The organism is Pseudomonas sp. RW407 (genome assembly GCF_003176655.1).
In the GTDB taxonomy this organism is placed as follows: Bacteria; Pseudomonadota; Gammaproteobacteria; order Pseudomonadales; family Pseudomonadaceae; genus Pseudomonas; species Pseudomonas delhiensis.
In genome coordinates this window covers 913,593-938,615 of record NZ_QGSL01000088.1, presented here as the reverse complement: position 1 = coordinate 938,615, position 25,023 = coordinate 913,593, and the positions used below count along the sequence as shown (strand labels likewise).

Genomic DNA, 25,023 nt, shown 5'->3' with positions numbered 1-25,023 from the left:
CGCAGCGCCCCGGACCTGGCCAGCCGCGAACGCTTCGTCTACGACGCCGCCGCCAACCTGGTCAACCCCGAGGGCGACAGCCACCACGGCCAGATCCGCGACAACCGCCTGCGCACCTGGCAAGACCAGCGCTACGACTACGACCCCTGGGGCAACATGGTGGTGCGCAAACGCGGCGCCCACCTCGAACAGCACTTCGAATACGACTGCGAAAACCGCCTGACCCGCGCCCGCACCTACCGCGACGGCAACCTGCTCAGCGAAGGCCGTTACCACTACGACAGCCTGGGCCGCCGGGTGGCCAAGGCCGTGGAGCGCGACGGCACGACGAAAAGCACCGGGTTCCTCTGGCAAGGCCTGCGCCTGCTCCAGGAACGCCGGGCCAACGGCGACAGCCTGTACCTCTACGAACCCGACAGCTACGCCCCCCTGGCCCGCGTCGACCGGGAAGGCGACGAAGAGCGCACCTACTACTTCCACACCGACCAGATCGGCACGCCACTGGACGTCACCGACGAGGACGGCAAGCCGGTATGGCAGGCCACCTACAAGGCCTGGGGGGAGGTGGAAGGCTATGCGGCAGAAGAGATCGAGCAGAACCTGAGGTTCCAGGGGCAGTACTTCGATGCGGAGACGGGGCTGCACTACAACACCTTCCGCTACTACGATCCGGTGGTGGGGCGGTTCCTGACGCAAGATCCGATTGGATTATATGGCGGAATAAATCTGTTCAGGTTCTCGCCAAATCCATATATGTGGATCGATCCTTTAGGCTTGACTATGGAGTGGGTCGATCCAAGGACGATAAATTTTTCTCAGCGTACCATTTCTAGAAATAACTATGCTGAAATTATGAAGAGCGGGGGATGGGATTGGGAAAGATCTCCATTGCATGTTATTGATGTTGATGGTCAGTTGGTTTCTTATGATAATAGGCGGTTGGATGCTGCCTTAGAGGCTGACTTGAAGAAAGTTTCGATTATCAAGGAGAGTCCTGATGCCCCGCATCCGGATTCGGCAACAGGAAAGACTTGGAAGGAAAAGTTTCAGCAGAGATTTAATGATCGAAGAAATATAAGGGCAGGTGGTCCGGTCCCTCGTCAAGGTGTTAGAACAAGACCAACGGTATGCTGATAAAAATGAAAAATATTATCGAACTTTGGAGTAATGAAGAACTCCCAATAAAAGATGGGGTGTATTTTTCTAATGGTAAATCATTTTCAATTTCAATTTTGGCATATCCTGCACCTCACATATGTTCTCGAGGTTGGTTTGATTTCGAAGAATATTTCAAGGGGAATCAAGAGGAAGTAACATCTATAGATGTTACTAAGAGGGTAGTATTGAAAGGCGGTGCGTGTTGTTATGTGGGGGAGGGTAGCTATGGTTCAGAAGGATTTATAGCTTATGAGAATAATCATAAGCTCCTTGAATGGGTGGTTTACTCTGAGAGCTCCAACCCATTTATCGATATTAAGGAGGGCGGAGCTAATGCTCTGGTGGCAGAGTCAAGTGCAGGTTTCAAGATAAAGATAAGTATATCAAATCCGGAGGAGATGGAGGTGGTAAGCCCTGATGCTGTCGGGTAAAGATACATTAGAGGTTGCGTGCTTTAGATGGGGGAATGTTCTCGCGGCTTCGCACTTCATGGGGCCAAGAACGGTATAAATTTTTCCTCTGCTAAGGCCGCTACCTCCTAAGGCCTCAACATCAAGGCCTTCGCCGCATCTTGCGGCGCTCGTGGGGCCGGGCTCTTGCCCTTGAGGTACCAGGCGAAGGCGATGATTTCCGCCAGGGTGCGGTACAGCTGCTCGGGGATGGCGTCGCCCAGTTCCAGGCGGGCCAGCAGGCGTACCAGTTCGCCGTTCTCGTAGATCGGCACTTCGTGCTGGCGGGCGATGGCCAGGATGGCCTCGGCCAGTTCGGCGTCGCCCTTGGCGCTGAGGGTGGGGGTGTTCTGGCCGTCGTAGTTGAGGGCGATGGCCTGGCGCGGCGCTGTCTGTTTGTTCATGCCTTTTCATCCACCCAGCGTTGTTCCAGTGCGGTGCGCCGGCCTTGCGGTGCCCGGCCCTGGTGGCAGCACAGTTCGCGCACGGTGAAGCCGGCGTCCTGAAGGCGCTCGCGCAGGTGGCCGAGTTCGCGTTCCAGCAGGCTCGCGGTGCTTTCGCGCTCGGCCCAGAACTGGCTGCTCAGGCCCAGGGGCGCGAGGGTCGCCTGGACCTGCAGCGGCCCCAGCGGGTCGAGGTCGAAGGCCAGGTCGATGCGCCACAGGCTTTCCCGCGGCTGTTCGCTGTCCTGGGATTCGCGCCTGTCCTCGTGCTGGATGCGGACCTGCAGCGGCACCAGCGCATCCTCGGTGCGCATGGGTACTTCCATCTGCCAGGTCTGCAACTGGCCGCCGCCGCGCAGCGGCTCGCTCTGCACCAGGCTGCTCAGCTGGTGCGTCTGCAGCCGCGCCACGGCGGCCGCGGCCAGTTTCAGCAGGGATTCCAGGTCGCCTTCCTCTTCCAGCTTCTGCAGCGTGCGCGAGGGCAGCGGGAAGTCCGCCTGCTGCAGGCGTGGGCTGCCGTTCTGGTTGAGCGCGCCCAGGGCGTTGCGGACGAAGGCCGGCAGGCTGCTGGCCAGGTTGGCGGCGGTGCTGTTGGCGAGGTTCGCCAGCAGGTTGGGGGCGGCACTGCCTTGCTCGGCGGGCAGCAGTTGGCCGAGCAGGCGCAGGACGTTGGCCTTGAAGTCGCCCGGCAGCGGCGGCAGGCCCTGCAGCAGGCGCGCCTCGAGGAAGCCGCCGCTCTGTTGCAGGGCCTGGGCCAGGCCCTTGGCGTCGCTGAGCTGCTGCACGCCGGGTAGCCCGGCGAGCAGGCGGTCCACGGCGCCACGCAGGGCAGGGGGCAGGTCGCCGGGCTTGAGCGCCTGCAGCGCGTCCAGCAGCCCCTCGGTGGAGGATTGGCGGACCTGCTGGGTGCCCAGCTGGTTGTTCAATTCGAGGCGGTCCAGGCGCCCGGCCAGCGGCAGGAAGAGCAGGGCGCGGCTGTCCTGGACCTGGGCGCTGAGCAGGCTGCCGGCCTTCAGCGGGCGGGCCGAGTCGATGTCCAGCAGGCGCCCGGCCAGGGGGCCGCCGAGCAGGCTGAGCAGCACCCGGTAGCTGGCCGGTTGCGCCGGGGTGCCGCCCTGGGGCGAGCTGGACAGCACCTTGCCCTGCAGCAGGCTGCCCACCGGCAGCTGTTCCAGGTCGAGGCTGTCCAGCGGCGGCAGGTCGCCCAGCGCTTGCTGGGCGCCGGACAGCAGGGTGGCAACCAGGCTGGTGGCGCCGAGGGCGGAAACGTTCAGGGTGCTGCCCTGGGGCAGGGCCTGCGGGCTCTCGGCGGTGACCAGCGTCTGCTGGCCGCCGGCCAGGGTCAGGCGCAGCAGCAACTGGAAGCTGACAGCCGCCTGCTTGACGCCCAGCACCTCGGCCTGGGCGCTGTGCCCCGGCGGCAGCAGGTCGCCCAGGCTGCGGGCGAGCCTGAGCGACAGCTCCCCGGCGTTCTGCACGGCGCGGCTGGCCAGGGGCATGGGGAGCGGGCGGGAAGCGCCAATCTCGCTCGGCATCTGCGTCCTTCGGGGCTTGCGGCGCATCGTCGCGGGGGCGGCGAAAGCCTGGGAAGCCTTAACAAGCTGTCGAAATTGCCGGCGCCGGGGCCGGAAGCGGGCGTGTATAATGCGCCGCCCGTGGCCACTATAGCGGCCTGCGATGCACCGACTTTAGCCTGATTTCGATTTTCCCGATGGGTGCCGATGCCTTGACCAGCCCGCTTCTCGAAACCGTGGCGCTCGCCTGCGAGCGGGACTGGCGCATGCTCTTCGAGCGCCTGGACCTGCGCCTGGCCGCCGGCGAGATGCTGCAGGTGGTCGGCCCCAACGGCAGCGGCAAGACCAGCCTGCTGCGCCTGCTCTGCGGGCTGATGCAGCCCACCGCCGGGCAGGTGCGCCTGAACGGCCGGCCGCTGGAGGAACAGCGCGGCGAGCTGGCGCGCAACCTGCTGTGGATCGGCCATGCCGCCGGCATCAAGGGCCTGCTCAGCGCCGAGGAGAACCTCGCCTGGCTCTGCGCCCTGCATCAGCCGGCGGACCACGCGGCGATCTGGCGCGCCCTGGAGGCGGTCGGCCTGCGCGGCTTCGAGGACGTGCCCTGCCACACCCTGTCCGCCGGCCAGCAGCGCCGCGTGGCCCTGGCGCGCCTGTACCTGGACGCGCCGCCGCTGTGGATTCTCGACGAACCCTTCACCGCCCTCGACAAGCAGGGCGTGGCCCAGCTCGAGGAGCACCTGGCGCGGCATTGCGAGAACGACGGCCTGGTGGTGCTCACCACCCACCACACGCTGGCGCGCATGCCCGCCGGCTACCGTGCCCTGGACCTCGGCCAGCACGCCCGCGAGATGGCGGGGGAGGGCGCATGAGCAACGTCTTCGGCCTGCTCCTGGCGCGCGAGGCGCGCCTGCAGTTCCGCCGCCCGGCGGAGCTGGCCAACCCGTTGGTGTTCTTCGCCATCGTCATCGCCCTGTTCCCCCTGGCCGTCGGCCCGGAAAGCCAGATGCTGCAGAACCTCTCGCCGGGCCTGGTGTGGGTGGCGGCGCTGCTGGCGGTGCTGCTGTCGCTGGACGGCCTGTTCCGCAGCGATTTCGAGGACGGTTCCCTGGAACAGTGGGTCCTTTCGTCGCACCCCCTGCCTCTTCTGGTCCTGGCCAAGGTGCTGGCACACTGGCTCGTTTCGGGGCTGGCCCTGGTCCTGCTGTCGCCGCTGCTGGCCCTGATGCTGGGTTTGCCGGTACGCTGCCTGCCGGTATTGCTGCTCTCGCTGCTGCTCGGCACCCCGGTGCTCAGCCTGCTCGGCGCGGTCGGCGCGGCGCTGACCGTGGGCCTCAAGCGCGGGGGGCTGCTGCTGGCGCTGCTGATCCTGCCGCTCTACATCCCCGTACTGATCCTTGGCAGCGGTGCCCTCCAGGCCTCGCTGCAGGGGCTGCCGACCGCCGGGCACCTGCTCTGGTTGGCCAGCCTGACGGCGTTAGCATTGACGTTGACGCCCTTCGCCATCGCTGCCGGCCTGAAGATCAGCGTGGGCGAATGACGCCTGCCGGCGCCGCTGGAGCGGGGCCGGCACTAGAAAAAAGTGCCCTGACACACAGAGCCTGATGATGAACTGGACTTGGTTTCACAAGCTTGGGTCGCCCAAGTGGTTCTACGAGATCAGCGGACGCTGGCTGCCCTGGTTCGCCGTCGCCGCGGCGTTGCTGATGGCCGTCGGCCTCGTCTGGGGGCTGGCCTTCGCGCCGCCGGACTACCAGCAGGGCAACAGCTTCCGGATCATCTACATCCACGTGCCGGCGGCCTTCCTCGCCCAGTCGTGCTACGTGATGCTGGCGGTGGCCGGCGCCATCGGCCTGATCTGGAAGATGAAGATCGCCGACGTCGCCGTGCAGTGCGCCGCGCCCATCGGCGCCTGGATGACCTTCGTCGCCCTGATCACCGGGGCCATCTGGGGCAAGCCGACCTGGGGCGCCTGGTGGGTGTGGGACGCGCGCCTGACCTCGATGCTGATCCTGCTGTTCCTCTATTTCGGCGTCATCGCCCTCGGCCAGGCCATCGGCAACCGCGACAGCGCGGCCAAGGCCAGCGCCGTGCTGGCCATCGTCGGGGTGGTCAACATCCCGATCATCAAGTTCTCGGTGGAGTGGTGGAACACCCTGCACCAGCCGGCCACCTTCACCCTCACCGAGAAGCCACCGATGCCGCCGGAGATGTGGATCCCGCTGCTGCTGATGGTGCTCGGCTTCTACTGCTTCTTCGCCGCCGTGCTGCTGATGCGCATGCGCCTGGAAGTGCTCAAGCGCGAAGCCCGCGCGTCCTGGGTCAAGGCTGAGGTGGAGCGCGCGCTATGAGTTTCCATTCCTTCGGCGAATTCCTCGCCATGGGCCACCACGGCCCCTACGTGTGGTCGGCCTACGCCATCAGCCTGGTGGTGCTGGCGATCAACGTCGCCGCGCCCATCCTGGCGCGCAGGCGTTACCTGCAAGAAGAGGCGCGCCGTCTGCGCCGGGAGGCCAGCAAGTGAATCCGGTTCGCAAGAAACGCCTGTACATCGTCCTCGCCATCGTCGCCGGCGTCGGCGTCGCGGTGGCCCTGGCGCTGTCCGCGCTGCAGCAGAACATCAACCTGTTCTACACGCCGACGCAGATCGCCAACGGCGAAGCGCCGCACGACACCCGCATCCGCGCCGGCGGCATGGTCGAGAAGGGCTCGCTGAAGCGCTCGGCCGACTCCCTGGACGTGGAGTTCGTGGTCACCGACTTCGCCAGGGAGGTCACGGTGAAGTACCGCGGCATCCTGCCGGACCTGTTCCGCGAGGGGCAGGGCATAGTCGCCCTCGGCAAGCTCGACGAGAACGGCGTGCTGACCGCCGACGAGGTGCTGGCCAAGCACGACGAGAAATACATGCCGCCGGAAGTCACCAAGGCGCTGAAGGACAGCGGCAAGCTCGGTGAATACCAGCAGGGCGGCCAGCCCGGCGCCGCGGTGCAGGGGAGCAACTGACGATGATCCCGGAACTCGGCCACCTGTCGTTGATCCTGGCGCTGTGCATGGCGCTGGTGATGTCCTTCTTCCCCCTGGTCGGCGCCTGGCGCGGCGACCGCCAGTGGATGAGCCTGGCGCGCCCGGCGGCCTGGGGGCAGTTCGCCTTCCTGGCGTTCGCCTTCGCCTGCCTGACCTGGGCCTTCCTCCACGACGACTTCTCCGTGGCCTACGTGGCCAGCAACTCCAACAGCGCGCTGCCCTGGTACTACAAGGCCAGCGCCGTGTGGGGCGCCCACGAGGGCTCGCTGCTGCTCTGGGCGCTGATCCTCGGCGGCTGGACCTTCGCCGTGTCAATCTTCTCCCGCGAGCTGCCCGAGCCCATGCTGGCGCGGGTGCTGGCGGTGATGGGGATGATCAGCACCGGTTTCCTGCTGTTCCTGATCATCACCTCCAACCCCTTCAGCCGCCTGCTGCCGCAGGTGCCGGCCGACGGCAACGACCTCAACCCGCTGCTGCAGGACCCGGGCCTGATCATCCACCCGCCGATGCTCTACATGGGCTACGTCGGCTTCTCGGTGGCCTTCGCCTTCGCCATCGCCGCGCTGCTCGGCGGCCGCCTCGACGCGGCCTGGGCGCGCTGGTCGCGGCCCTGGACCCTGGTGGCCTGGACCTTCCTCGGCATCGGCATCGTGCTCGGCTCCTGGTGGGCCTACTACGAGCTGGGCTGGGGCGGCTGGTGGTTCTGGGACCCGGTGGAGAACGCCTCCTTCATGCCCTGGCTGGTGGGCACCGCGCTGATCCACTCGCTGGCGGTGACCGAGAAGCGCGGGGTGTTCAAGAGCTGGACGGTGCTGCTGGCCATCGCCGCCTTCTCCCTCAGCCTGCTGGGCACCTTCCTGGTCCGCTCCGGGGTGCTGACCTCGGTGCACGCCTTCGCCTCGGACCCCGAGCGCGGGGTGTTCATCCTGGCCTTCCTGCTGGTGGTGGTCGGCGGCTCGCTGACGCTGTTCGCCCTGCGCGCGCCGGTGGTCAAGAGCCAGGTCGGCTTTGCCCTGTGGTCCCGCGAGACCCTGCTGCTGCTGAACAACGTGGTGCTGGTGGTGACCGCCGCGATGATCCTGCTCGGCACCCTCTACCCGCTGGTGCTCGACGCCATCAGCGGCGCCAAGCTGTCGGTCGGCCCGCCGTACTTCAATGCCCTGTTCATGCCGCTGATGGCGGTGCTGATGCTGGCCCTGACGGTGGGCGTGCTGGTGCGCTGGAAGGACACCCCGACGCAGTGGCTGCTGCGCATGCTGACCCCGGTGCTGATCGGCGCCGTGGTGCTCGGCGGCGTCGCCACCTTCCTCTACGGCGACCTGCACTGGCCGGTGCTGGCGGTGTTCCTGCTGGCCTTCTGGGTGATCCTCGGCGGCGTCCGCGATTTCCTCGACAAGGTCCGCCACAAGGGCCTGGTGGCCGGTGCCGCCAGCCTCAACCGCAGCTACTGGGGCATGCAGGTGGCCCACCTGGGCATCGCCGTGTGCGCCATCGGCGTGGTCCTCACCAGCCAGTTCAGCGCCCAGCGCGACCTGCGCATGGCCCCGGGCGAGAGCGTGGAGCTGGCCGGATACCAGTTCGCCTTCGAAGGCACCCATCACTTCGAGGGCCCGAACTTCACCTCCGACAAGGGCACCATCCGCGTCACCCGCGACGGTAGCGAAGTGGCGGTGCTGCACCCGGAGAAGCGCCTGTACCGCGTGCAGAGCTCGATGATGACCGAGGCCGGCATCCATGGCAGCCTGACCCGCGACCTCTACGTCGCCCTGGGCGAGCCGCTGGACAACGGCGCCTGGGCCGTGCGCCTGCACATCAAGCCGTTCGTCCGCTTCATCTGGCTCGGCGGCCTGCTCACCGCCCTGGGCGGCGTGCTGGCGGCGCTGGACCGGCGCTACCGGCTGAAAGTCAAAACCAAGGTGCGCGAGGCGCTGGGCCTCGCCGCCGGACAGGGAGCCTGAGTGTGAAGCGTGCGATCCTGCTGTTGCCGCTGGCGATCTTCCTCGTCGTCGCGGTATTCCTCTTCCGCGGCCTGTGGCTCGACCCCAGCGAGCTGCCCTCGGCGCTGATCGACAAGCCGTTCCCGGCGTTCTCCCTGCCGGGCGTGCTGGAGCCGAACAAGACCTACACCCTGGCCGACCTCAAGGGCCGGCCGGCGCTGGTCAACGTCTGGGGCACCTGGTGCCCGACCTGCCGCTTCGAGCACCCGGTGCTGGCCAGGCTGGCCGAGCAGGGCGTGGTGATCGTCGGCATCAACTACAAGGACGACAACGCCGCCGCGCAGAAGTGGCTGCAGGACCTGCACGACCCCTACGTGCTGAACATCGCCGATGCCCAGGGCACCCTGGGCCTGGACCTGGGCGTGTACGGCGCGCCGGAGACCTACGTGATCGACAAGGACGGCATCATCCGCCACAAGCTGGTCGGCGCCGTCGACGAGAAGGTCTGGCGCGAACAGCTGGCGCCGATCTACCAGCGCCTGGTGGACGAGGCGGGGGGCAAATGAAGCGACTCCTGAGCGCGGCCCTGCTGGGCCTGACCCTGAGCGGCGCGGTGTACGCCGCCATCGACACCTACGAATTCCCCAACGAGGCCGAGCGCCAGCGCTTCCGCGACCTGACCACCGAGCTGCGCTGCCCCAAGTGCCAGAACCAGGACATCGCCGACTCCAACGCGCCCATCGCCGCCGACCTGCGCAAGCAGATCTACGAACAGCTGCAGCAGGGCAAGAGCGACGAGCAGATCGTCGACTACATGGTCGACCGCTACGGCGACTTCGTGCGCTACAAGCCGCCGGTCAATTCCCGCACCTGGCTGCTCTGGTTCGGCCCGGCGGCCCTGCTGGGCCTGGGCGTGCTGGTGGTCGGCGTGCTGGTGGCGCGCCGCCGCCGCGTCGCTAGCGGCCCCTCCGCCAGCCTGTCCGCCGAGGAACAGGCCCGCCTGAATCAATTGCTGGATAACCAAGACAAATGATCGACTTCTGGCTCGCCGCCGGCCTGCTCGCGCTGGTGGCCATGGCTTTCCTGCTGATTCCGCTGCTGCGTGGCCGCCGCGCCCAGGCCGAGGAAGACCGCACCGCCCTCAACGTCGCCCTGTACCAGGAGCGCCTCGCCGAGCTGGATGCCCAGCACGCCGCCGGCACCCTCGACGACGCCCAGCTGCAGGCCGGGCGCACCGAGGCCGGCCGCGAACTGCTGGCCGACACCGAAGGCGAGGGCGAACGCCGCTCGCGCCTGGGCCGCGCCGCGCCGCTGGCGGTGGCCGTGCTGCTGCCGCTGCTGGGCCTGGGCCTGTACCTGCACTGGGGCGCCAGCGACAAGCTGGCCCTGTCCCGCGAGTTCGCCGAGCCGCCGCATTCCATGGAAGAGATGACCGCGCGCCTGGAGAAGGCCGTGCAGGCCCAGCCGGATTCCGCCGAGGGCTGGTACTTCCTCGGCCGCACCTACATGACCCAGGAGCGCTTCGAGGACGCCGCCAAGGCCTTCGAGCGCGCCGCCAACCTGTCCGGACGCCAGTCCGAGGTGCTCGGCCAGTGGGCCCAGGCGCTGTACTTCGCCAATGGCAAGAAGATGGCCGGCGCCGCCCAGGCCCTGGCCGACGAGGCGCTCAAGCAGAACCCGGAGGAGGTCACCACCCTCGGCCTGATGGGCATCTCCGCCTTCGAGGAGCAACGCTACGCCGACGCCGCCAGCTACTGGCAGCGCCTGGTCGCCGCGCTGCCGGCCGACGATCCGTCGCGCGCAGCCATCCAGAGCGGCATCGAGCGTGCCCGCCAGCACCTGGTCGAACGCGGCGAGAAGCTGCCGGAAGCGCCGGCCGCGGCGGCCAGCGCCGGCCTGACGCTGAAGGTCCGGGTGGACCTCAGCGACGCGGTGAAGGGCCAGGTCAAGCCGGACGACAGCGTGTTCGTCTTCGCCCGCGCGGTGAACGGCCCGCCGATGCCGCTGGCGGTCAAGCGCCTGAAGGTGGCCGACCTGCCGGACGAGGTGTCGCTCAGCGATGCCGACGCCATGATGCCGCAACTGAAGCTGTCGGCCTTCCCGCAGGTGGAGCTGGTGGCGCGGGTGTCGCGCGCCGGCAATGCCATCAGCGGCGAATGGATCGGACGCAGCCAGCCGTTGTCTACTGCCGGCGCGGGCGATCAGGCGGTGACCATCGACAGCCCGGACCAGCATTGACCGACAAACTCCCGGAGGTACGTCCGTGAAAGGCCGAATCCTCGCCCTCGCGGCCCTGCTCGCCCTGGCCGGTTGCGCCGGCCAGCAGCCCCACTCGCAAGCCCCGGCGCCGGCCCCGCAGCCCGGCGCCAGCGGCCAGCCGCCGGCGGCCATGCCGTCGAACAAGCCGGCGCCGCGTTCGGCCATCACGCCCAACCCGCAGAACCCCTCGAACAAGCCGCGCAGCACCCACACCCAGTTCGCCCCGCCGCCGGGCGGCAAGGGCCGCTGGGACCCGAACCTGGGCGTCTACGTGATCCAGGGCCAGAAGGACCTGTACTACCGCCAGCGCACCTACTACCACTGGGACGGCGCCTGGTACTGGGGCGTCAGCCCGCAGGGCCCGTGGACGGCCACCGACGCCAGCGGCGTGCCGCCGGGGTTGAACCGGCGCTACGCACAACCCTGAGGTTAGGGGATTTTCGTAGGAGCGAGCAAGCTCGCTCCTACGAAGAGCCGTGCCAGTTCTTGCTTTGGGACTGCCAGCCCGTAGGGCGCATAACCGCGGACGCGGGAATGGCGGAAGTAGATGGGAGTTTCAGGATGACTCCGGATTTACCGCTCGCTCCGAACGGCCCCCTCTCCCTTCAGGGAGAGGGTTGGGGAGAGGGAACGGCGTCAACCCAAAATACCGTAGCCGCCTGGAAACGCTGTTCGCGAGCAAGCTCGCTCCTACAGAAAAGCGTTCTCCATCCTCACTCCAACGTCCCGTGGGGCGCCGCATCCATCACTTCCACGCGGTTGCGGCCGCTGGCCTTGGCCCGGTACAGGGCCTGGTCGGCGGTGCTGTAGAGCCTTTCGTAGGTGCTGGACACGCCGCTGGCCAGGCCGGCGATGCCGAAGCTGGCGGTGAGGTAGAGCAGGCCTTCCTTCATCGGCAGCGGGGTGTCCTCCAGCAGCTTGCGCAGCTTCTCGGCGATCACCCGGGCCTGGACCGCGGCGGTGTCCGGCAATAGCAGGAGGAATTCCTCGCCGCCCAGGCGCGCCACGCTGTCGCTGCTGCGGGTGTGCTTGCGCAGCAGGGTGGCGGTGTGGCGGATCACCTCGTCGCCCAGCGGGTGGCCGTAGCGGTCGTTGATGAACTTGAAGTGGTCCAGGTCGATCATCAGCAGGCTCACCGGCATCGGCTGGCGGTCGCAGCGGGCCAGCTCCTGCTTCACCAACTGGTCGAACTGGCGGCGGTTGAACAGCCCGGTCAGCGGGTCGTGGCCGGCCAGGTATTCCAGCTGGCGGTTCTTCTCCTCCAGTTCCTTGCGCTGCCGGCGCAGGTGCTGGCGCTGGCGCAGGTTGCGCAGGTGGCTGAACCAGAGGATCTGCGACAGCAGCAGGCCGATGCCGCAGATGGTCAGGCCGCCCATCTGGTTGGACAGGCGCAGCTGCGGGTCCGGCTGGGCCGTTTCCATGGCCAGTTCGAAGGCGATGAACAGCAGCACGTAGAGCAGCGTGGCGAACAGCGGGCGCAGCAGCAGGATCAGCGCCGTGGCCACCGCGCCCATGAGGAAGGGCGTGATGCTGCTGGTCACCTGCTGGTCGAAGGCGGTGATGACCAGGCCGAAGCCCAGCAGCACGGCGGCGCCCAGCAGCGCCAGCAGCTCGCAGTACCACGGCGGCGGCGCCTGCGGGCGCTGGCGGGCCTGCCAGGCCAGCAGGCCGAGGCCGAGCAGCAGCACGGCCGCCACCGCGTGGGTGAGGATGATGTGCTGGCGCCAGCCGTCGTACGCCGGCAGGCTGCCCTGCAGGTTGAGCCAGAACACCAGGATGTGCACCAGGTCGAAGGGCACGGCCAGCAGCGCCAGCCAGGCCAGGCGCCTGAGGTTTTCCGTGGCCACCGGCCGCGCCAGGGAACGGGCGAGCCTGAATTGCTGGCGAAGGCGTTGCGGGAACGGCTGGGACACGGGGGCAGGTCCTGTGCGCGATGGCATCCGGCTATGAGCATAGCCAGATGCCGCCAGGCTGTCCCGCCGCCCGCCGGGGGATTGCCGGGCTTTTCGCTTGCAGCCTGGCGTGGCGGCTGGGCATAGTCCGCTACCTGTCAGGCAACACGGCGAAAGGAGAAGGACATGGGCGAACGGGTATTGCGGTTTTCCGCGGAAGACGGCCTGGATGCCGAACGCGCCGCCCTGGACCAGGTCTTCAGCGGCCAGGGCGACAGCCGCCTGCTGTTCTGGCGCCCGCTGCAGCAGGCGCTGGTGATGCCGCGCCGGCTCAGCCGGCTGGCCGGTTTCGCCGAGGCCGAGGCGCGCTGCGCCGAGCTCGGCTGGCCGATCGCCCTGCGCGACACCGGGGGCGAGCCGGTGCCGCAGTCGCCGGCGGTGCTCAACGTCGCCCTGTGCTATGCGGTACCCGACGGCGACAACGAGCAGACGCGCATCGACACCGCCTACCAGCGCCTCTGCCAGCCGCTCTGCGACTGGCTCGCCGCCCTGGGCCTGGAGGCCGGCCTGGGCGAGGTGGAGGGCGCCTTCTGCGACGGCCGCTACAACGTCAACCTGGGCGGGCGCAAGCTGGTCGGCACCGCCCAGCGCTGGCGCCGCCGGCAGAGCGACGGGCGCTACGTGGTGCTGGCCCATGGCGCCATCCTGCTGGAGAACCAGCGCGCAGCCATGGCCGAGGTGGTCAACGCCTTCTACCGCGCCGTCGAGCTGCCGGCCGTCATCCGCGCCGACAGCCACGTGGCCCTGGAGGAACGGCACTCCCAGCCCTGGTCGCAGGTCGAAGCCCTGGCCGGGCAGTTCCAGCGCCACCTGGCCCGCGAAGGCCTGCCGCCGCCGGCCTGACCCACACCTTTTCCGTTCCACCCGCCCGGCCGCGCGCCGGGCCTCATCCTGCCAAGGAGCGTTCCGGCATGGAGCATGGTTCCAACTATCTGCAATCGGCGGTGGTCTTCCTCATCGCCACCGTCTTCATGGTGCCGCTGGCCAAGCGCCTGCAGCTGGGCGCGGTGCTCGGCTACCTGCTGGCCGGGGTGCTGATCGGCCCCTCGGTGCTGCGCCTGATCGACGACCCGGAAAGCGTCGCCAGCCTGTCCGAGCTGGGCGTGGTGCTGCTGCTGTTCATCATCGGCCTGGAGCTGTCGCCCAAGCGCCTGTGGGTGATGCGCAAGGCGGTGTTCGGCATCGGCCTGGCCCAGGTGCTGCTCACCGCGCTGGTGATAGGCGCGCTGGCGCACCTGGCCTTCGAGCTGCCGCTGAACACCTCGGTGGTGCTCGGCGGCGGCCTGGCGCTGTCGTCCACCGCCTTCGGCCTGCAGATCCTCGCCGAGCGCAAGGAACTGGCCAGCCCCCACGGCCGCCTGGCCTTCGCCATCCTGCTGTTCCAGGACATCGCCGCCATCCCGCTGATCGCCGCGGTGTCGCTGCTCGGCGCGCGCGCCGACGAGGCCGCGCCGGGCGGCGACTGGCGCCACTTCCTGGAGGTCGTGGGCAGCATCGCCGTGGTGGTGGTCGGCGGGCGCTACCTGCTGCGCCCGGTGTTCCGCACGGTGGCGCGCACCGGCATGGCCGACCTGTCCACCGCCACCGCGCTGCTGGTGGTGGTGGGCACCGCCTGGCTGATGGAGCTGGCCGGGGTGTCCATGGGCCTGGGCGCCTTCCTCGCCGGCCTGCTGCTGGCCGACTCGGAATACCGCCATGAACTCGAATCGCAGATCGAGCCCTTCAAGGGCCTGCTGCTGGGGCTGTTCTTCATCAGCGTGGGGATGAGCGCCGACCTCGGCCTGTTGCTGCATTCACCGCTGCTGGTGCTGGGCCTGACGGTGCTGCTGATAGCCCTGAAGCTGCCGCTGCTGTACCTGCTCGGGCGCCTCACCGGCGGCCTCGACGGCCATTCGGCGCTGCGCCTGGGCATCGTCCTGGCGGCCGGCGGCGAATTCGCCTTCGTGGTGTTCAAGCTGGCCCGTGCCGAAGGCCTGCTGGACGCCAACCTGCACAGCCTGCTGGTGCTCTGCATCACCCTGTCGATGGCGGTGACGCCGCTGCTGGTGCTGCTGGCCGCGCGCCTGGTGAAGCCCAAGCCGGAGCCGGTGCGCGAGGCGCCGGAGGAATACACGCGCATCGAGGGCGACGCGCCGCGAGTGGTGATCGCCGGCATGGGCCGCATGGGCCAGGTGGTCGCGCGGATCATGCGCGCCCAGCGCGTGCCCTTCATCGCCCTGGACACCTCGGTGGACACCATCGAGCTGAGCCGCAGCTACGGCAGCATCCCGATCTTCTATGGCGACCCGCTGCGCCCGGAAATCCTCCGCGCGGCCCAGGTGGACAAGGCCGAGTTCTTCGTCGTCGCCACCGACGACCCGCAGACCAACATCGACACCGTGCGCCTGGTGCGCAAGCTCTACCCGCACGTGAAGATCATCGCCCGGGCGCGCAACCGCCAGCACGTCTACCACCTGCTCGACGCCGGGGCCAGCCCGGTGCGCGAGCTGTTCCATTCCAGCCTGGAGATGAGCCGGCGGGTGCTGATGGAGATGGGCCTTTCCGAGGAACAGGCGCTGGCGCGCATCCGCCGCTTCCGCCGCCACGACGAGGAAGTGCTGATGGCCCAGTACAAGGTCTACGACGATGCCGCGGCGGTGATCCAGACCGCCCGCGAGGCGCGCCGGGAGCTGGAGACGCTGTTCGAGGCCGACCAACTGGAAGACCGGGGCGTGGGCAAGCCCTGAGCGGGCGCCATGGCCGGGCCGGTTGAGCCCGGCTGGCGGGCGGGCTTCAGCCGCGCACGCGGCGGCGCGGCGGCTCGTCGATGCGGATGGGCTCGCCGGGCGAGCGCAGGGTGAGCACGCCGATGGCGGCCAGCAGCAGGGTCACGGCCAGGCCGATGGCGGCCAGCGCGACATAGAGCAGCAGCTCCGCCAGGGAGCCGATGATGAGCAGAATATCCAGTGCGGCCTGCATGCTGCGTTCCTCCGTCAGCCTCGTGGTCAGCGGGGCGTTCCGGGGTATGCACGCTCAGGCCGCCTCGCGGCCCCTGGGTTCGCGGGGCCATGGGAGCATGCTCGCGCCCGGTCGCGGCGAAGGGAATTGAATCCGCCTGCTGGTGACTATCGACGCCATCGATGCCCCGGCGGGGCGCCGGCCCGGCTCAGCGCGGGTAGAGCGGCGGCAGGCTGTTGCCCTCGGCCGTCGCCGCGCCGCCGCCTTCCGCGGCGGGCAGGGTGCGGATCGCCCGCCAGAGGTCCTCGCCCTCCCAGTTGTGGCCACCCTCGCTGTCGCTGTAGAGCGCGCCGTTGAGACCGTCCATGGCGTCGGACAGCGGCACGAAGCGCGCCGCCATGTCGGCCAGGGTTTCCGGCTGCTGGCGGGCCCAGGCGTCGAGGGCCTGGCGGGTGGCGTGGGGGTCGTTGGCCTGGCAGCAGCGGCGCAGTTCGTCGAGCAGGGTGCGGGCGCTGGGCGCGTTGGCCGCGGCGCGGACGATGGCCGGCTGGCGCCGGGCGCGCCACCAGAGGCCGAAGCCGAGCAGGCTGGTCAGGGCCAGCAGCAGGGTCGCCAGCTGCCAGGGCCACAGAGGCTGGCCGCCGGTGCCCACGGTGCCTTCCAGCGCCGCCGGGGGCTGGGCCGCCAGCTGCGGGTTGGCGCCGACGTCCAGGGTGCGGCCGGGCAGGGTGGTGTGCTCCAGGCGGTCTTCCTGGGTGTTCCACCAGGTGATCTCGATGTCCGGCAGGCTCAGCTGGCCGGCCTGGTCCGGCACCAGGGCCTGGCGTTCCTCGCGGCTGCCGATCACGCCCTGGTCGCCCTGCTCCTCGGCCAGCTGCGGCTGGTCGGGGTAGTGCCGCAGCCCGGCCGGCAGGGCCTGGGGCAGCGGCGGCAACTGGGCGCTGGAAAGCCCCTCGACGCGCAGCATCAGGTTGCGCGTCAGGGCCTCGCCGGCCTTCGCCTGGTCCGGCTGCGACGCCCAGCTCTCGCTGAGGGCGACGGCGCGGGCCGGCAACCAGGGCGCGTCGGCCGGGTAGTCGGCGGGCTTGGGCTTCACTTCCAGGGGAATCTCCGGCGAGCTCACCCGCAGGCGCTTGCCGGGCAGCACGCCGAAGGTGTCGCCGGGGTTGTTGCGCGCCACCTGGGTGGCGCTGAAGTTCAGCGCGGGGATGGTCAGCTCGCCGCTGTGCTGCGGGAAGATCGCGAAGCGCACCTCGATGACGCCGTGGCGCACGCCGTTGATTTCCTTCTCGTAGGTGCGCGGCTGGCCGAGCTGCTCGACCTTGGCGTCGTCGATCTGCAGCGGGCTGAGGCTGCTGTCGTCGTACAGCGAGACCGAGTGGTAGATGCGCAGGGTGAGGATGGCCTGGGCCTGCACGTAGACCGTTTCGTGGTCGAGGCTGGCGTCGATGAACACCGGCGAGAGCTTCTGTTGCCCGGCCGCGTCCTCGGCCTTGAGCACCTGCAGGCCGATCGGCTGGGTCTGGCTGTTGCCCATGCGCAGCGCCGGTATCTGCAGGGCGCCGGTGCGGGTGGGGCGCAGGGTGATGATCCAGCGCGTGGTGGCCTGTGCCTGGCCGTCGAGGGTGGTCAGGCGGTTGACCTGGCGGGTGCCGAGGATCTCGAAGGCCTCGCCCAGGGGCGTGAGGTCCGGCTTGCCGAACTGCGTGGGGTCGTCGGACTCCAGGGTCAGGTCGAGGCTCTCGCCCTCGGTCAGGCGTGCGCGGTCGACGCTGGCGGTGAAGCTGGCCTGCGCCTGGAAGGCGAGGAGGCTGAGCAGGATCAGGCAGATCAACCCTTTCATGGCATGTTTTCCTGGTGCTGCTGCTGTTGGTACCAGAACTTGCGGCGCAGCAGTTCGGAGGGTTCGTCGGGAATCTGCCGCAACCATTGTTCCAGGGCCTGGCGGCTTTCGTCGCTGAGCTCCTCTTCGTCCGCCGAGGGGGCCGGGAGTTCCGTCGCATCGGCGGGCGGCTCGTCGTCCGGGTCGGTGGCCTGCAGGCGCTCGGCGTTGGCCTGCTGGCGGTTCTGCAGGGCCGCGGAAGGGCGCGCCGGCCGTTCTTCCTGGTCCTGCTGGCCCGAGGGCCTGGCCGGTGCCGTCGGCGACGACTCGGCCTCGCCGCTGCGCAGGGCCTGCGAGGCGTTGGCGCGCTGCTGGGCGGCGTCCTGCTCGCGCTGGCGCAGCAGCTCTTCCAGCAGCGCCTTGTTGCGCTGGGCCTGCTGCAGGTCCGGCTGCAGTTCCAGCGCCCGCTCGTAGGCGTCGATGGCGGCCTCGTACTGCTCCGCGCGGGCCAGGGCGTTGCCGCGGTTGTAGTGGTCGGCGGCGGTGTCGCCCTGGGCGAAGGCGCGGGCCGCGCCATCGTAGTCGCCGGCCTGGTAGAGGGCCAGGCCGCGCCAGCGGAAGTCGGCGAAGTGCCGGGCGGCGTCGGCCGGGCGCTGCTCGGCGAGCAGGCGCTGGCCCTGCTGGTCGGGGCGCAGCCAGAGGTCGGCGAACTCGAAGGCCAGGGCCGGTTGCGGCGCGCCCAGCCACAGCGGCAGCAGCAGGGGCAGGCTGAACAGCCAGCCGCGGCGGCCGGCGCAGGCGGCCAGCAACAGCAGCGGCAGGAGCAGCCAGTAGCCCTGGTCGGCCCAGCGCTGCAGGCGCAGCACGGCGTCGTTGCCGGCGGCTTCCAGGCCGCGGTTGGCGTCCAGCAGGCCGAGGGCCTTGAGGTCGCGGTCGCCGGCGCCCAGGCGCTGGTAGCCGGCGTCCAGGCCGGCGGCGAACTGGCGCAGCCCGGCCTCGTCCAGGCGCGGCAGGAGGATGCCGCCCTGGTCGTCCTTCAGGTAGGTGCCGTCCTCCTGCGGGATGGGCGCGCCGCCGGCGCTGCCCACGGCGAGGATGGCGAAGTCCCGGCCGTGGCCGTGCAGCGCCTTGCGGATGCCTTGCTGCTCGCTTTCGTCCAGGCCGCCGGTGAGCAGCAGCAGGCGCCCGTTGCCCTGGGCGCCCTGGTCGAGCAGGCGGCGCGCCAACTGCACGGCGAGGTCGGCGCGCTGCCCGGGCTCGGGCATGATCGATGGCTTGAGCGCATCGAGCAGGTTGCGCGCGGTGAACAGGTCGTTGGACAGCGGCACCAGGGTATGGGCACTGCCGGCGTAGACGACGATGGCGGTCTGCGCGTCGGGGCGTGCGCGCAGCAGGTCGAGGAGCTTGCGCCGGGCCTGCTCCAGGCGGCTGGGCGGCAGGTCGCCGGCGAGCATCCGCGGCGTCAGCTCGAGGATCACCACCAGCGGGTCGCTGCGCTGCATGGCCGGTTGCTCGATGCGTTCCCAGCTCGGCCCGAGCAGCGCCAGCACCGCCAGCAGCCAGGCCAGGCCCAGGTACAGCCAGGGGCGGCGGTCGGCGCGGCCGCTGCCGCCCTTGAGCAGCCAGGGGTGGAAGGCCGCCGGCAGCAGCAACTGCCAGCGCCCGGCGCGGCGCTGGCGGTGCAGCAGCTTCCACAGCAGCCAGGCCAGCAGCGGCAACAGCAGCAGCCACCAGGGGCGCAGCAGGTGCGGCCAGAGGTTCATGGGCGCCTCCACGGCCAGCACCATTGCTGCGGCGGCCAGAGTTCGCCGGCCACCAGCAGCAGGCTCAGCAGCAGCGCGGCGGCCAGCGGCCAGTGGTAGAGGGCCAGGGCCGGGCGCGCCTGGGTGGGCTTCTGGGTCACCGGCTCGAGGCTGTCGAGGGTGCTGGAGATGGCCTCCAGCTCGGCGCCGTCGCGGGCGCGGAAGTATTCGCCGCCGGTGAGGTTGGCGATCGCCTTCAGGGTGCCTTCGTCCAGGTCCAGGCCGGGGTTGAGGCCGAGCGCGCCGAGTACGCCGCCGGGCTGCGGGTCGGCGCCGATGCCGATGGTGTAGATTTTCACGCTCTCCTCGGCGGCCAGGCGCGCGGCGGTCAGCGGCGGGATCTCGCCGGCGGTGTTGGCGCCGTCGGTGATCAGCACCAGCACGCGGCTTTGCGCCGGGCGCTGGCGCAGGCGCTTGAGCGCAAGGCCAATGGCGTCGCCCAGGGCGGTGTCCTTGCCGGCGATGCCGATCAGCGCCTCGTCCAGCCAGACGCGCACGGTATGGCGGTCGAAGGTCAGCGGCGCCTGCAGGTAGGCCTTGCTGCCGAACAGGATGAGGCCGACGCGGTCGCCGCGGCGCGCCTCGATGAAGTTGCCGAAGAGCTTCTGCACCAGGTTCAGGCGGCTGATCTCGCTGCCCTGCCAGGTGAGGTCGGCGGTGTCCATGGAGCCGGAGACGTCCACCGCCAGCAGCAGGTCGCGGCCGCTGGCGGGGATCGGCAGCGGCTCGCCGACCCATTGCGGGCGTGCCGCCGCCAGCAGCAACAGCAGCCAGAGCAGCACGAAGGGCGCCTGCAGGCGCCAGGCCGGCAGTTGCGCGCGGGCGCGGCGGCCGGCCAGGCCCTCGAGTTCGGCGAGGAAGCTGACCTTCAGCGCCGCCTCGCCGCTGTCGGCCGGCGGCAGCAGCACGCGCAGCAGCCAGGGCAGCGGGGCGAGCAGGAAGGCCCAGGGCCAGGCGAACTCAAACATGCTTGCGCACCCAGGTTTCCACGGCGGCGGCGAGGCCGTCGATGGCCTTGTCGTCGAGCTTGCACTCGGCGCGGTAGCCGCCTTCCACCAGGATCATCCAGCGCGTCAGGCCGGCCGCCGGGCAGCGGTTGTCGAGGAACGCCAGCCAGGCGCGGCCGCTCAGGGTGTGGCAGTTGTCGTCCGGCCAGCGCACCCGCGACAGGCGCTTGAGCAGGGCGTTCTGCGCCTGCAGCCAGGGGCCGGCGGGGGCGCCGCCGTAGGGGCGCGGCAGGCGCGCCAGCTCTTCCAGGGCGGCGACGCGGATCGGTTCCAGCGGCGCTTCCGCCGGGGCCGTCGCACGGCGGCGCGGCAGCAGGCGGTGGCACCAGTGCCACGCCGCCCAGGCCAGCGGCGGCAGCAGCGCGGCCAGCAGCCACCAGCCCGGCGCCGGCGGCCACCAGGGCACGGCGGCGGGCTGGAGCAGCGGTTCCAGGGCGTCGAGGGGCGTCACGGACGTTTCCCCGCGGCGGGTTGTTCGAGGTGGTCGCGCAGCTGCTCCACCAGGTCCAGCTGGGTGCTCAGCGGCAGCAGCGGCACGCCCAGGCGCTGGCTGACCCGCGCCCAGCGCTCGCGGCGCGCCTCGCCCAGGGCGCGGTAGGCCAGGCGTTGTTCGTCGACGTGGGTGTCCACCTCGAGCATGGCCTGGCCTTCGGCGAAGCGCATCAGCCCGGCGGCCGGCAGGGCGTGGTCCAGCGGATCGGACACCGGCAGCAGGACCAGGTCGGTGTGCCGCGCCAGCAGGCCCAGCTGCTGCTCGGCCAGGTCGCCCTGGGGCGCGTTGCCGAGGGCGCGTTCGTCGCAGACGACCATCACCAGGCTGCCCGGCCGCAGCACCTCGCGGGCGCGGCGCAGGGCCAGGCCGAAGCCGTCGCCGGAGGCGGGCGCCGGGGTGTCGACGAGCAGCGCGTGGTTGGCCCGCACCATCAGGTTGAGCAACTGCAGCTGGCTCTGCTTGCTGCGCCGCGGCTTGATCTCGTGGGTGTCGTGGTCGCTCAGCACCAGGCCGCCGATGCGGTCGTTGTGGGCCAGCGCGGCCCAGCCGAGGAGGGCGGCGGCGCGGGCGGCCAGCACCGACTTCAGGCACAGGCCGGAGCCGAAGAAGGTTCGCCGGCTCTGCTCGACGAGGACGAACACCGGGCGCTCGCGCTCCTCGTGGAACAGCTTGGTGTGCGGCTCCTGGCTGCGCGCGGTGACGCGCCAGTCGATGGTGCGCACGTCGTCGCCGGGCTGGTACACGCGCACCTGGTCGAAGTCCACGCCGCGCCCGCGCAGGCGCGAGTGATGCAGGCCGATCAGCGGGCTGCGCCGGGCCGGGGTGGAGAACAGCTGCACCTCGCGCAGGCGATGGCGCATGTCGATCAGCTCTTGCAGGCTGACCGTCACGCCGTTGCTGGCGGTGTCCGGCATCAGGCCACGGCGACCACGTCGAGGATGCGCTGGACCACGCGGTCCTGGTCGATCCCCGCGGCTTCCGCCTCGAAGGAGAGGATCAGGCGGTGGCGCATCACGTCGAACAGCACCGCCTGGATGTCCTCGGGGCTGACGAAGTCGCGCCCGCCCAGCCAGGCGTGGGCCCGTGCGCAGCGGTCGAGGGCGATGGAGCCGCGCGGGCTGGCGCCGTAGGCGATCCACTCGGCCAGCTCGGTGTCGTACTTGGCCGGGGTGCGAGTGGCCATGACCAGCTGCACCAGGTATTCCTCCACCGCGTCGGCCATGTACAGGCCGAGGATTTCCTTGCGCGCGGCGAAGATCGATTCCTGGGTCACCTGGCGCTCCGGCCGCGCCTCGCCGTTGAGCGCCTCGCCGCGGGCCTGCTGGAGGATGCGGCGCTCCACCGAGGCTTCCGGGTAGCCGATCTTCACGTGCATCAGGAAGCGGTCGAGCTGGGCCTCGGGCAGCGGGTAGGTGCCCTCCTGCTCGATGGGGTTCTGGGTGGCCATCACCAGGAACAGCGGCGGCAGGTCGTAGGTGCTGCGGCCGATGCTGACCTGGCGCTCGGCCATGGCCTCCAGCAGCGCCGACTGCACCTTGGCCGGGGCGCGGTTGATCTCGTCGGCCAGCACCAGGTGGTGGAAGATCGGCCCCTGCTGGAAGCAGAAGGTGCCGTTTTCCGGGCGATAGATCTCGGTGCCGGTGATGTCCGCCGGGAGCAGGTCGGGGGTGAACTGGATGCGATGGAACTCGGCCTCCAGGCCTTCGGCGAGGTCCTTGATGGCCTTGGTCTTGGCCAGCCCGGGCGCGCCTTCCACCAGCAGGTGGCCGTCGGCGAGCAGGGCGATGAGCAGGCGCTCGACGAGCTTTTCCTGGCCGAGGATCTGGCTGGAGAGGAAATGTCGCAACGCGAGGAGCGACTCACGGTGTTCCATCGAATGCGGGTTCCTGGAATGGGGAGGGCGGCGTGGCGCGGCCGCCGGGGGCATTACTTTACTGCATCGGCGCAGGCGCGTGCAGGGTGGCGTGGCGGCGCGGCGTGGTCGTCGGTTCCACCGGCCGAGGGGGATGCTTCCCACGGGACAAGGACGCGTTTCCGAAGCGCACTGCCTCTAACGTGGGAGGCTCCTCATGGAAAACGTGGAGTCGATGGACATGGAACGCAATGCCTTGCATTTCCCGGTCGTCCTGGCCGGCCTGCTGTTCTTCAGCCACCCGCACGCCGCGGCCGCCCCGCTGACCCTGGACCCCGGCGCCGGCAACGCCAGCCTGGGTTCCGCCGGCAACGGCGTGCCCGTGGTCAACATCGCCACCCCCAACGCCGATGGCCTGTCGCACAACAGGTTCGGCCAGTTCAACGTCGGCCGCGAGGGCCTGATCCTCAACAACTCGCCGGGCGCGGCGCAGTCGCAACTGGGCGGCGCCATAGGCGGCAACCCCAACCTGCACGATGGCGCGGCGCGCAAGATCCTCGGCGAGGTCACCGGCGGCAGCCCCTCGCAGCTGCTGGGCGCCATCGAGATCGCCGGGCCGGGCGCGCACTTCATCCTCGCCAACCCCTATGGGGTGACCTGCAACGGCTGCGGTTTCATCAACATGCCGCGGGCCACCCTGACCACCGGCAAGCCGCTGTTCGACGGCGACCGCCTGGTGGGCTACGACGTCGACGACGGGCACATCGGCATCGAGGGCGCCGGGCTCGATGCCCGCCAGGTGGGGCGCTTCGAGCTGATCACCCGCAGCGCCTCGCTCAACGCCGCGCTGCACGCCCGGCAGCTCGACCTGGTCGCCGGGCGCAACCGCGTGGACGGCGAGAGCCTGGCGGCCAGCGCCAAGGCCGACGACGGCCGCCAGCGGCCGCGCCTGGCCATCGACAGCTCGGCCCTGGGCGGCATGTACGCCAACGCCATCCGCCTGGTCGGCACCGAGCGGGGCGTGGGTGTGAGGCTGGCCGGGGAACTGGCCGCCAGCGCCGGCGACATCCACATCGACGCCGATGGTCGCCTGCAGCTGGCGCGCCTGCACAGCGCCGGGAGCCTGCGCCTGAAGGCCGGCGACCTGCACCTGGCCGGGCCGGTCAGCGCCGGCGGCGACACCGAGCTGTGGGCCGCCGGGAACCTGGTCAACCAGGGCCGGCTGGACAGCGCCGGCCGCCTGCTCCTGCGCCTGGGCGGCGGCCTGGACAACCGCGGCGGCGAGCTGCGCGCCCAGGACATGGACTTCAGCCTGGGCGGCGCCCTGGACAACAGCCGGGGCCTGATCGAAAGCCGCGGCAGCCTGCGCCTGTACGCCGCCGGCCTGGTCAACGACCGCGGGCGGATCCGCGCCCGGGGCTGGCAGGGGACTACCGAGATCGCCATCGGCGGCGTGCTGGACAACCGCAACGGCACCCTGGAGACCAACGCCCGCGACCTCGACCTGCGCAGCGCGGGCCTGCTCAACGACGGCGGCTGGGTGGGGCACAACGGCAACGGCCGCTTCGGCATCGACCTGGCGCAGCTGGGCCTGGCCGGCGGCCGCTTCGTCACCCGTGCCGTGCTGCATATCAAGCGCGACCACTGGTTCAACAACAGCAGCTTGCAGGCCCGCGAGCTGATCCTCGACGTGGTCGAGCTGGAGCAGGGCGCCAGCGGCCGGCTGAACGGCGCGCTGGGCGTGCGGGGAACGGGCCGCGACTGGCGCAATGCCGGGGTGATCGGCAGCGAATCCGAGCTGCACCTGGAACTGAGCGGGCGCTACAGCGGCAGCGGCCGGCTGATCAGCCAGGACGACCTCCAGCTCAGCGCCGAATCCATGGAGATAGAGCAGGGCGGCAGCCTGATCAGCGGCCTGTACGCCAGGCTCGATATCCGCGGCGAGCTCGTCAACCACGGCGCCATCCTCGCCTACGACGAGTTCTGGGTGAATGCCGAACGCCTGGTCAACCACGGGGTGCTGGGTAGTGGTTCCGAGCTGTACCTGGACGTGGGTAGCCTGGAGGATGAAGGGAATATCTTCAGTAACGGCGACGTCGAGTCGCATATTCCCTGGAAGTGGACGCTCTAGGCCGGCGCTGCGGGCCTGATGCTGTTCACTTGAGAAAGAATGCCGTTTCTCTTTTATGGGGAAACGGCATTTTCATGTGGGTTGGGTCATGGATTGCTTGCGGTTTGGCCCCTTGTATCCAACCTAACCCCCGTCATTCCCGCGAACGCGGGACGCGGCTCCATCGCGAACAGCGCTTGCGCTGGCCCGAAGGGGAATAACCCAGCTGCCTTCTTGCTCGGTGTAGCGCGCCGCTCCGAGTGCGTT

General features: G+C 69.7%; 25 protein-coding genes. 15 read left to right on the top strand and 10 right to left on the bottom strand.

The features are described from left to right. Together DK254_RS10810 and DK254_RS10805 are read left to right on the top strand one after the other, a co-directional pair. A partial coding sequence (locus DK254_RS10810) for an RHS repeat domain-containing protein (protein ID WP_146219594.1) occupies positions 1 to 1,134 on the top strand: 1,134 nt, incomplete at its 5' end. Then, the gene (locus tag DK254_RS10805) at positions 1,128 to 1,589 is read left to right on the top strand and encodes a hypothetical protein (protein WP_218281414.1); all 462 of its coding nucleotides are present in this window, start codon (positions 1,128 to 1,130) and stop codon (positions 1,587 to 1,589) included. The genes DK254_RS10810 and DK254_RS10805, both read left to right, overlap by 7 nt. Positions 1,590 to 1,696: 107 nt before the next feature. Here the strand turns inward: DK254_RS10805 and DK254_RS10800 are convergent, their stop codons facing one another. Both DK254_RS10800 and DK254_RS10795 read right to left on the bottom strand, forming a co-directional pair. Continuing rightward, a complete protein-coding gene (locus DK254_RS10800) occupies positions 1,697 to 2,011 on the bottom strand; it encodes an EscU/YscU/HrcU family type III secretion system export apparatus switch protein (protein ID WP_089392709.1) in 315 nt (104 codons plus the stop codon). Further along, complete coding sequence (locus DK254_RS10795) at positions 2,008 to 3,585, bottom strand: flagellar hook-length control protein FliK (RefSeq protein ID WP_109933771.1); 1,578 nt, start codon at positions 3,583 to 3,585, stop codon at positions 2,008 to 2,010. Before DK254_RS10795 ends, DK254_RS10800 begins: the two co-directional genes overlap by 4 nt. A gap of 176 nt (positions 3,586 to 3,761) precedes the next feature. Here DK254_RS10795 and ccmA point away from each other — a divergent pair, with 176 nt between their 5' ends. The 10 genes from ccmA (at position 3,762) to DK254_RS10745 (ending at position 11,208) form a co-directional block, all read left to right on the top strand. Continuing rightward, a complete protein-coding gene (gene ccmA / locus DK254_RS10790) occupies positions 3,762 to 4,433 on the top strand; it encodes a cytochrome c biogenesis heme-transporting ATPase CcmA (protein WP_109933770.1) in 672 nt (223 codons plus the stop codon). After that, a complete protein-coding gene (gene ccmB / locus DK254_RS10785) occupies positions 4,430 to 5,101 on the top strand; it encodes a heme exporter protein CcmB (RefSeq protein ID WP_089392706.1) in 672 nt (223 codons plus the stop codon). The genes ccmA and ccmB overlap by 4 nt, the downstream gene beginning before the upstream one ends. A 64-nt stretch (positions 5,102 to 5,165) precedes the next feature. Beyond that, entirely contained in the window at positions 5,166 to 5,912 is a 747-nt protein-coding gene (locus tag DK254_RS10780) for a heme ABC transporter permease (protein ID WP_109933769.1), read from the top strand. Then, a complete protein-coding gene (gene ccmD / locus DK254_RS10775; protein WP_109933768.1) occupies positions 5,909 to 6,085 on the top strand; it encodes a heme exporter protein CcmD in 177 nt (58 codons plus the stop codon). Before DK254_RS10780 ends, ccmD begins: the two co-directional genes overlap by 4 nt. Then, positions 6,082 to 6,564 carry a cytochrome c maturation protein CcmE gene (gene ccmE, locus DK254_RS10770; RefSeq protein WP_109933767.1) on the top strand — a complete coding sequence of 161 codons (483 nt, stop codon included), beginning with the start codon at positions 6,082 to 6,084 and terminating at the stop codon, positions 6,562 to 6,564. Before ccmD ends, ccmE begins: the two co-directional genes overlap by 4 nt. 2 nt (positions 6,565 to 6,566) lie before the next feature. Beyond that, the gene (locus tag DK254_RS10765; protein WP_109933766.1) at positions 6,567 to 8,543 is read left to right on the top strand and encodes a heme lyase CcmF/NrfE family subunit; all 1,977 of its coding nucleotides are present in this window, start codon (positions 6,567 to 6,569) and stop codon (positions 8,541 to 8,543) included. Positions 8,544 to 8,545: 2 nt separating this feature from the next. Then, complete coding sequence (dsbE, locus tag DK254_RS10760) at positions 8,546 to 9,088, top strand: thiol:disulfide interchange protein DsbE (protein WP_109933765.1); 543 nt, start codon at positions 8,546 to 8,548, stop codon at positions 9,086 to 9,088. Then, a complete protein-coding gene (locus DK254_RS10755; RefSeq protein ID WP_109933764.1) occupies positions 9,085 to 9,555 on the top strand; it encodes a cytochrome c-type biogenesis protein in 471 nt (156 codons plus the stop codon). Before dsbE ends, DK254_RS10755 begins: the two co-directional genes overlap by 4 nt. Then, complete coding sequence (gene ccmI, locus DK254_RS10750) at positions 9,552 to 10,760, top strand: c-type cytochrome biogenesis protein CcmI (RefSeq protein WP_109933763.1); 1,209 nt, start codon at positions 9,552 to 9,554, stop codon at positions 10,758 to 10,760. The genes DK254_RS10755 and ccmI overlap by 4 nt, the downstream gene beginning before the upstream one ends. A gap of 25 nt (positions 10,761 to 10,785) precedes the next feature. Further along, entirely contained in the window at positions 10,786 to 11,208 is a 423-nt protein-coding gene (locus tag DK254_RS10745; RefSeq protein ID WP_109933762.1) for a hypothetical protein, read from the top strand. A 286-nt stretch (positions 11,209 to 11,494) separates the two neighbouring features. Here DK254_RS10745 and DK254_RS10740 read toward each other — a convergent pair whose 3' ends face one another. Further along, positions 11,495 to 12,694, bottom strand: coding sequence for a GGDEF domain-containing protein (locus DK254_RS10740; protein ID WP_109933761.1), 1,200 nt, complete (start codon positions 12,692 to 12,694; stop codon positions 11,495 to 11,497). A gap of 165 nt (positions 12,695 to 12,859) precedes the next feature. Between DK254_RS10740 and DK254_RS10735 the strand changes: the two genes are divergently transcribed. Continuing rightward, a complete protein-coding gene (locus DK254_RS10735; protein ID WP_109933760.1) occupies positions 12,860 to 13,576 on the top strand; it encodes a lipoate--protein ligase in 717 nt (238 codons plus the stop codon). 68 nt (positions 13,577 to 13,644) lie between these two features. Continuing rightward, positions 13,645 to 15,459, top strand: coding sequence for a monovalent cation:proton antiporter-2 (CPA2) family protein (locus DK254_RS10730; protein WP_109933759.1), 1,815 nt, complete (start codon positions 13,645 to 13,647; stop codon positions 15,457 to 15,459). 46 nt (positions 15,460 to 15,505) lie between these two features. Here DK254_RS10730 and DK254_RS10725 read toward each other — a convergent pair whose 3' ends face one another. The 7 genes from DK254_RS10725 to DK254_RS10695 form a co-directional block, all read right to left on the bottom strand. Continuing rightward, positions 15,506 to 15,691, bottom strand: a complete 186-nt coding sequence (locus tag DK254_RS10725; protein ID WP_089392694.1) for a hypothetical protein — start codon at positions 15,689 to 15,691, stop codon at positions 15,506 to 15,508. A 187-nt stretch (positions 15,692 to 15,878) separates the two neighbouring features. Beyond that, positions 15,879 to 17,513 (bottom strand): BatD family protein, encoded by a 1,635-nt coding sequence (locus tag DK254_RS10720; RefSeq protein WP_109933758.1) that lies wholly within the window; start codon positions 17,511 to 17,513, stop codon positions 15,879 to 15,881. Then, positions 17,510 to 19,255, bottom strand: coding sequence for a VWA domain-containing protein (locus DK254_RS10715; protein WP_109933983.1), 1,746 nt, complete (start codon positions 19,253 to 19,255; stop codon positions 17,510 to 17,512). Before DK254_RS10715 ends, DK254_RS10720 begins: the two co-directional genes overlap by 4 nt. Next, positions 19,252 to 20,262 carry a VWA domain-containing protein gene (locus DK254_RS10710; RefSeq protein ID WP_109933757.1) on the bottom strand — a complete coding sequence of 337 codons (1,011 nt, stop codon included), beginning with the start codon at positions 20,260 to 20,262 and terminating at the stop codon, positions 19,252 to 19,254. The genes DK254_RS10715 and DK254_RS10710 overlap by 4 nt, the downstream gene beginning before the upstream one ends. After that, entirely contained in the window at positions 20,255 to 20,752 is a 498-nt protein-coding gene (locus DK254_RS10705; RefSeq protein ID WP_109933756.1) for a DUF4381 domain-containing protein, read from the bottom strand. Before DK254_RS10705 ends, DK254_RS10710 begins: the two co-directional genes overlap by 8 nt. Next, entirely contained in the window at positions 20,749 to 21,708 is a 960-nt protein-coding gene (locus DK254_RS10700) for a DUF58 domain-containing protein (protein WP_109933755.1), read from the bottom strand. The genes DK254_RS10705 and DK254_RS10700 overlap by 4 nt, the downstream gene beginning before the upstream one ends. Beyond that, entirely contained in the window at positions 21,708 to 22,667 is a 960-nt protein-coding gene (locus DK254_RS10695; protein WP_089392689.1) for a MoxR family ATPase, read from the bottom strand. Before DK254_RS10695 ends, DK254_RS10700 begins: the two co-directional genes overlap by 1 nt. 220 nt (positions 22,668 to 22,887) lie before the next feature. On the opposite strand from DK254_RS10695, the gene DK254_RS10690 reads away from it, so the two are divergent. Next, on the top strand, positions 22,888 to 24,777 hold the full coding sequence (locus tag DK254_RS10690) for a filamentous hemagglutinin N-terminal domain-containing protein (protein WP_158546416.1): 1,890 nt from the start codon (positions 22,888 to 22,890) through the stop codon (positions 24,775 to 24,777). Positions 24,778 to 25,023: the final 246 nt, after the last annotated feature.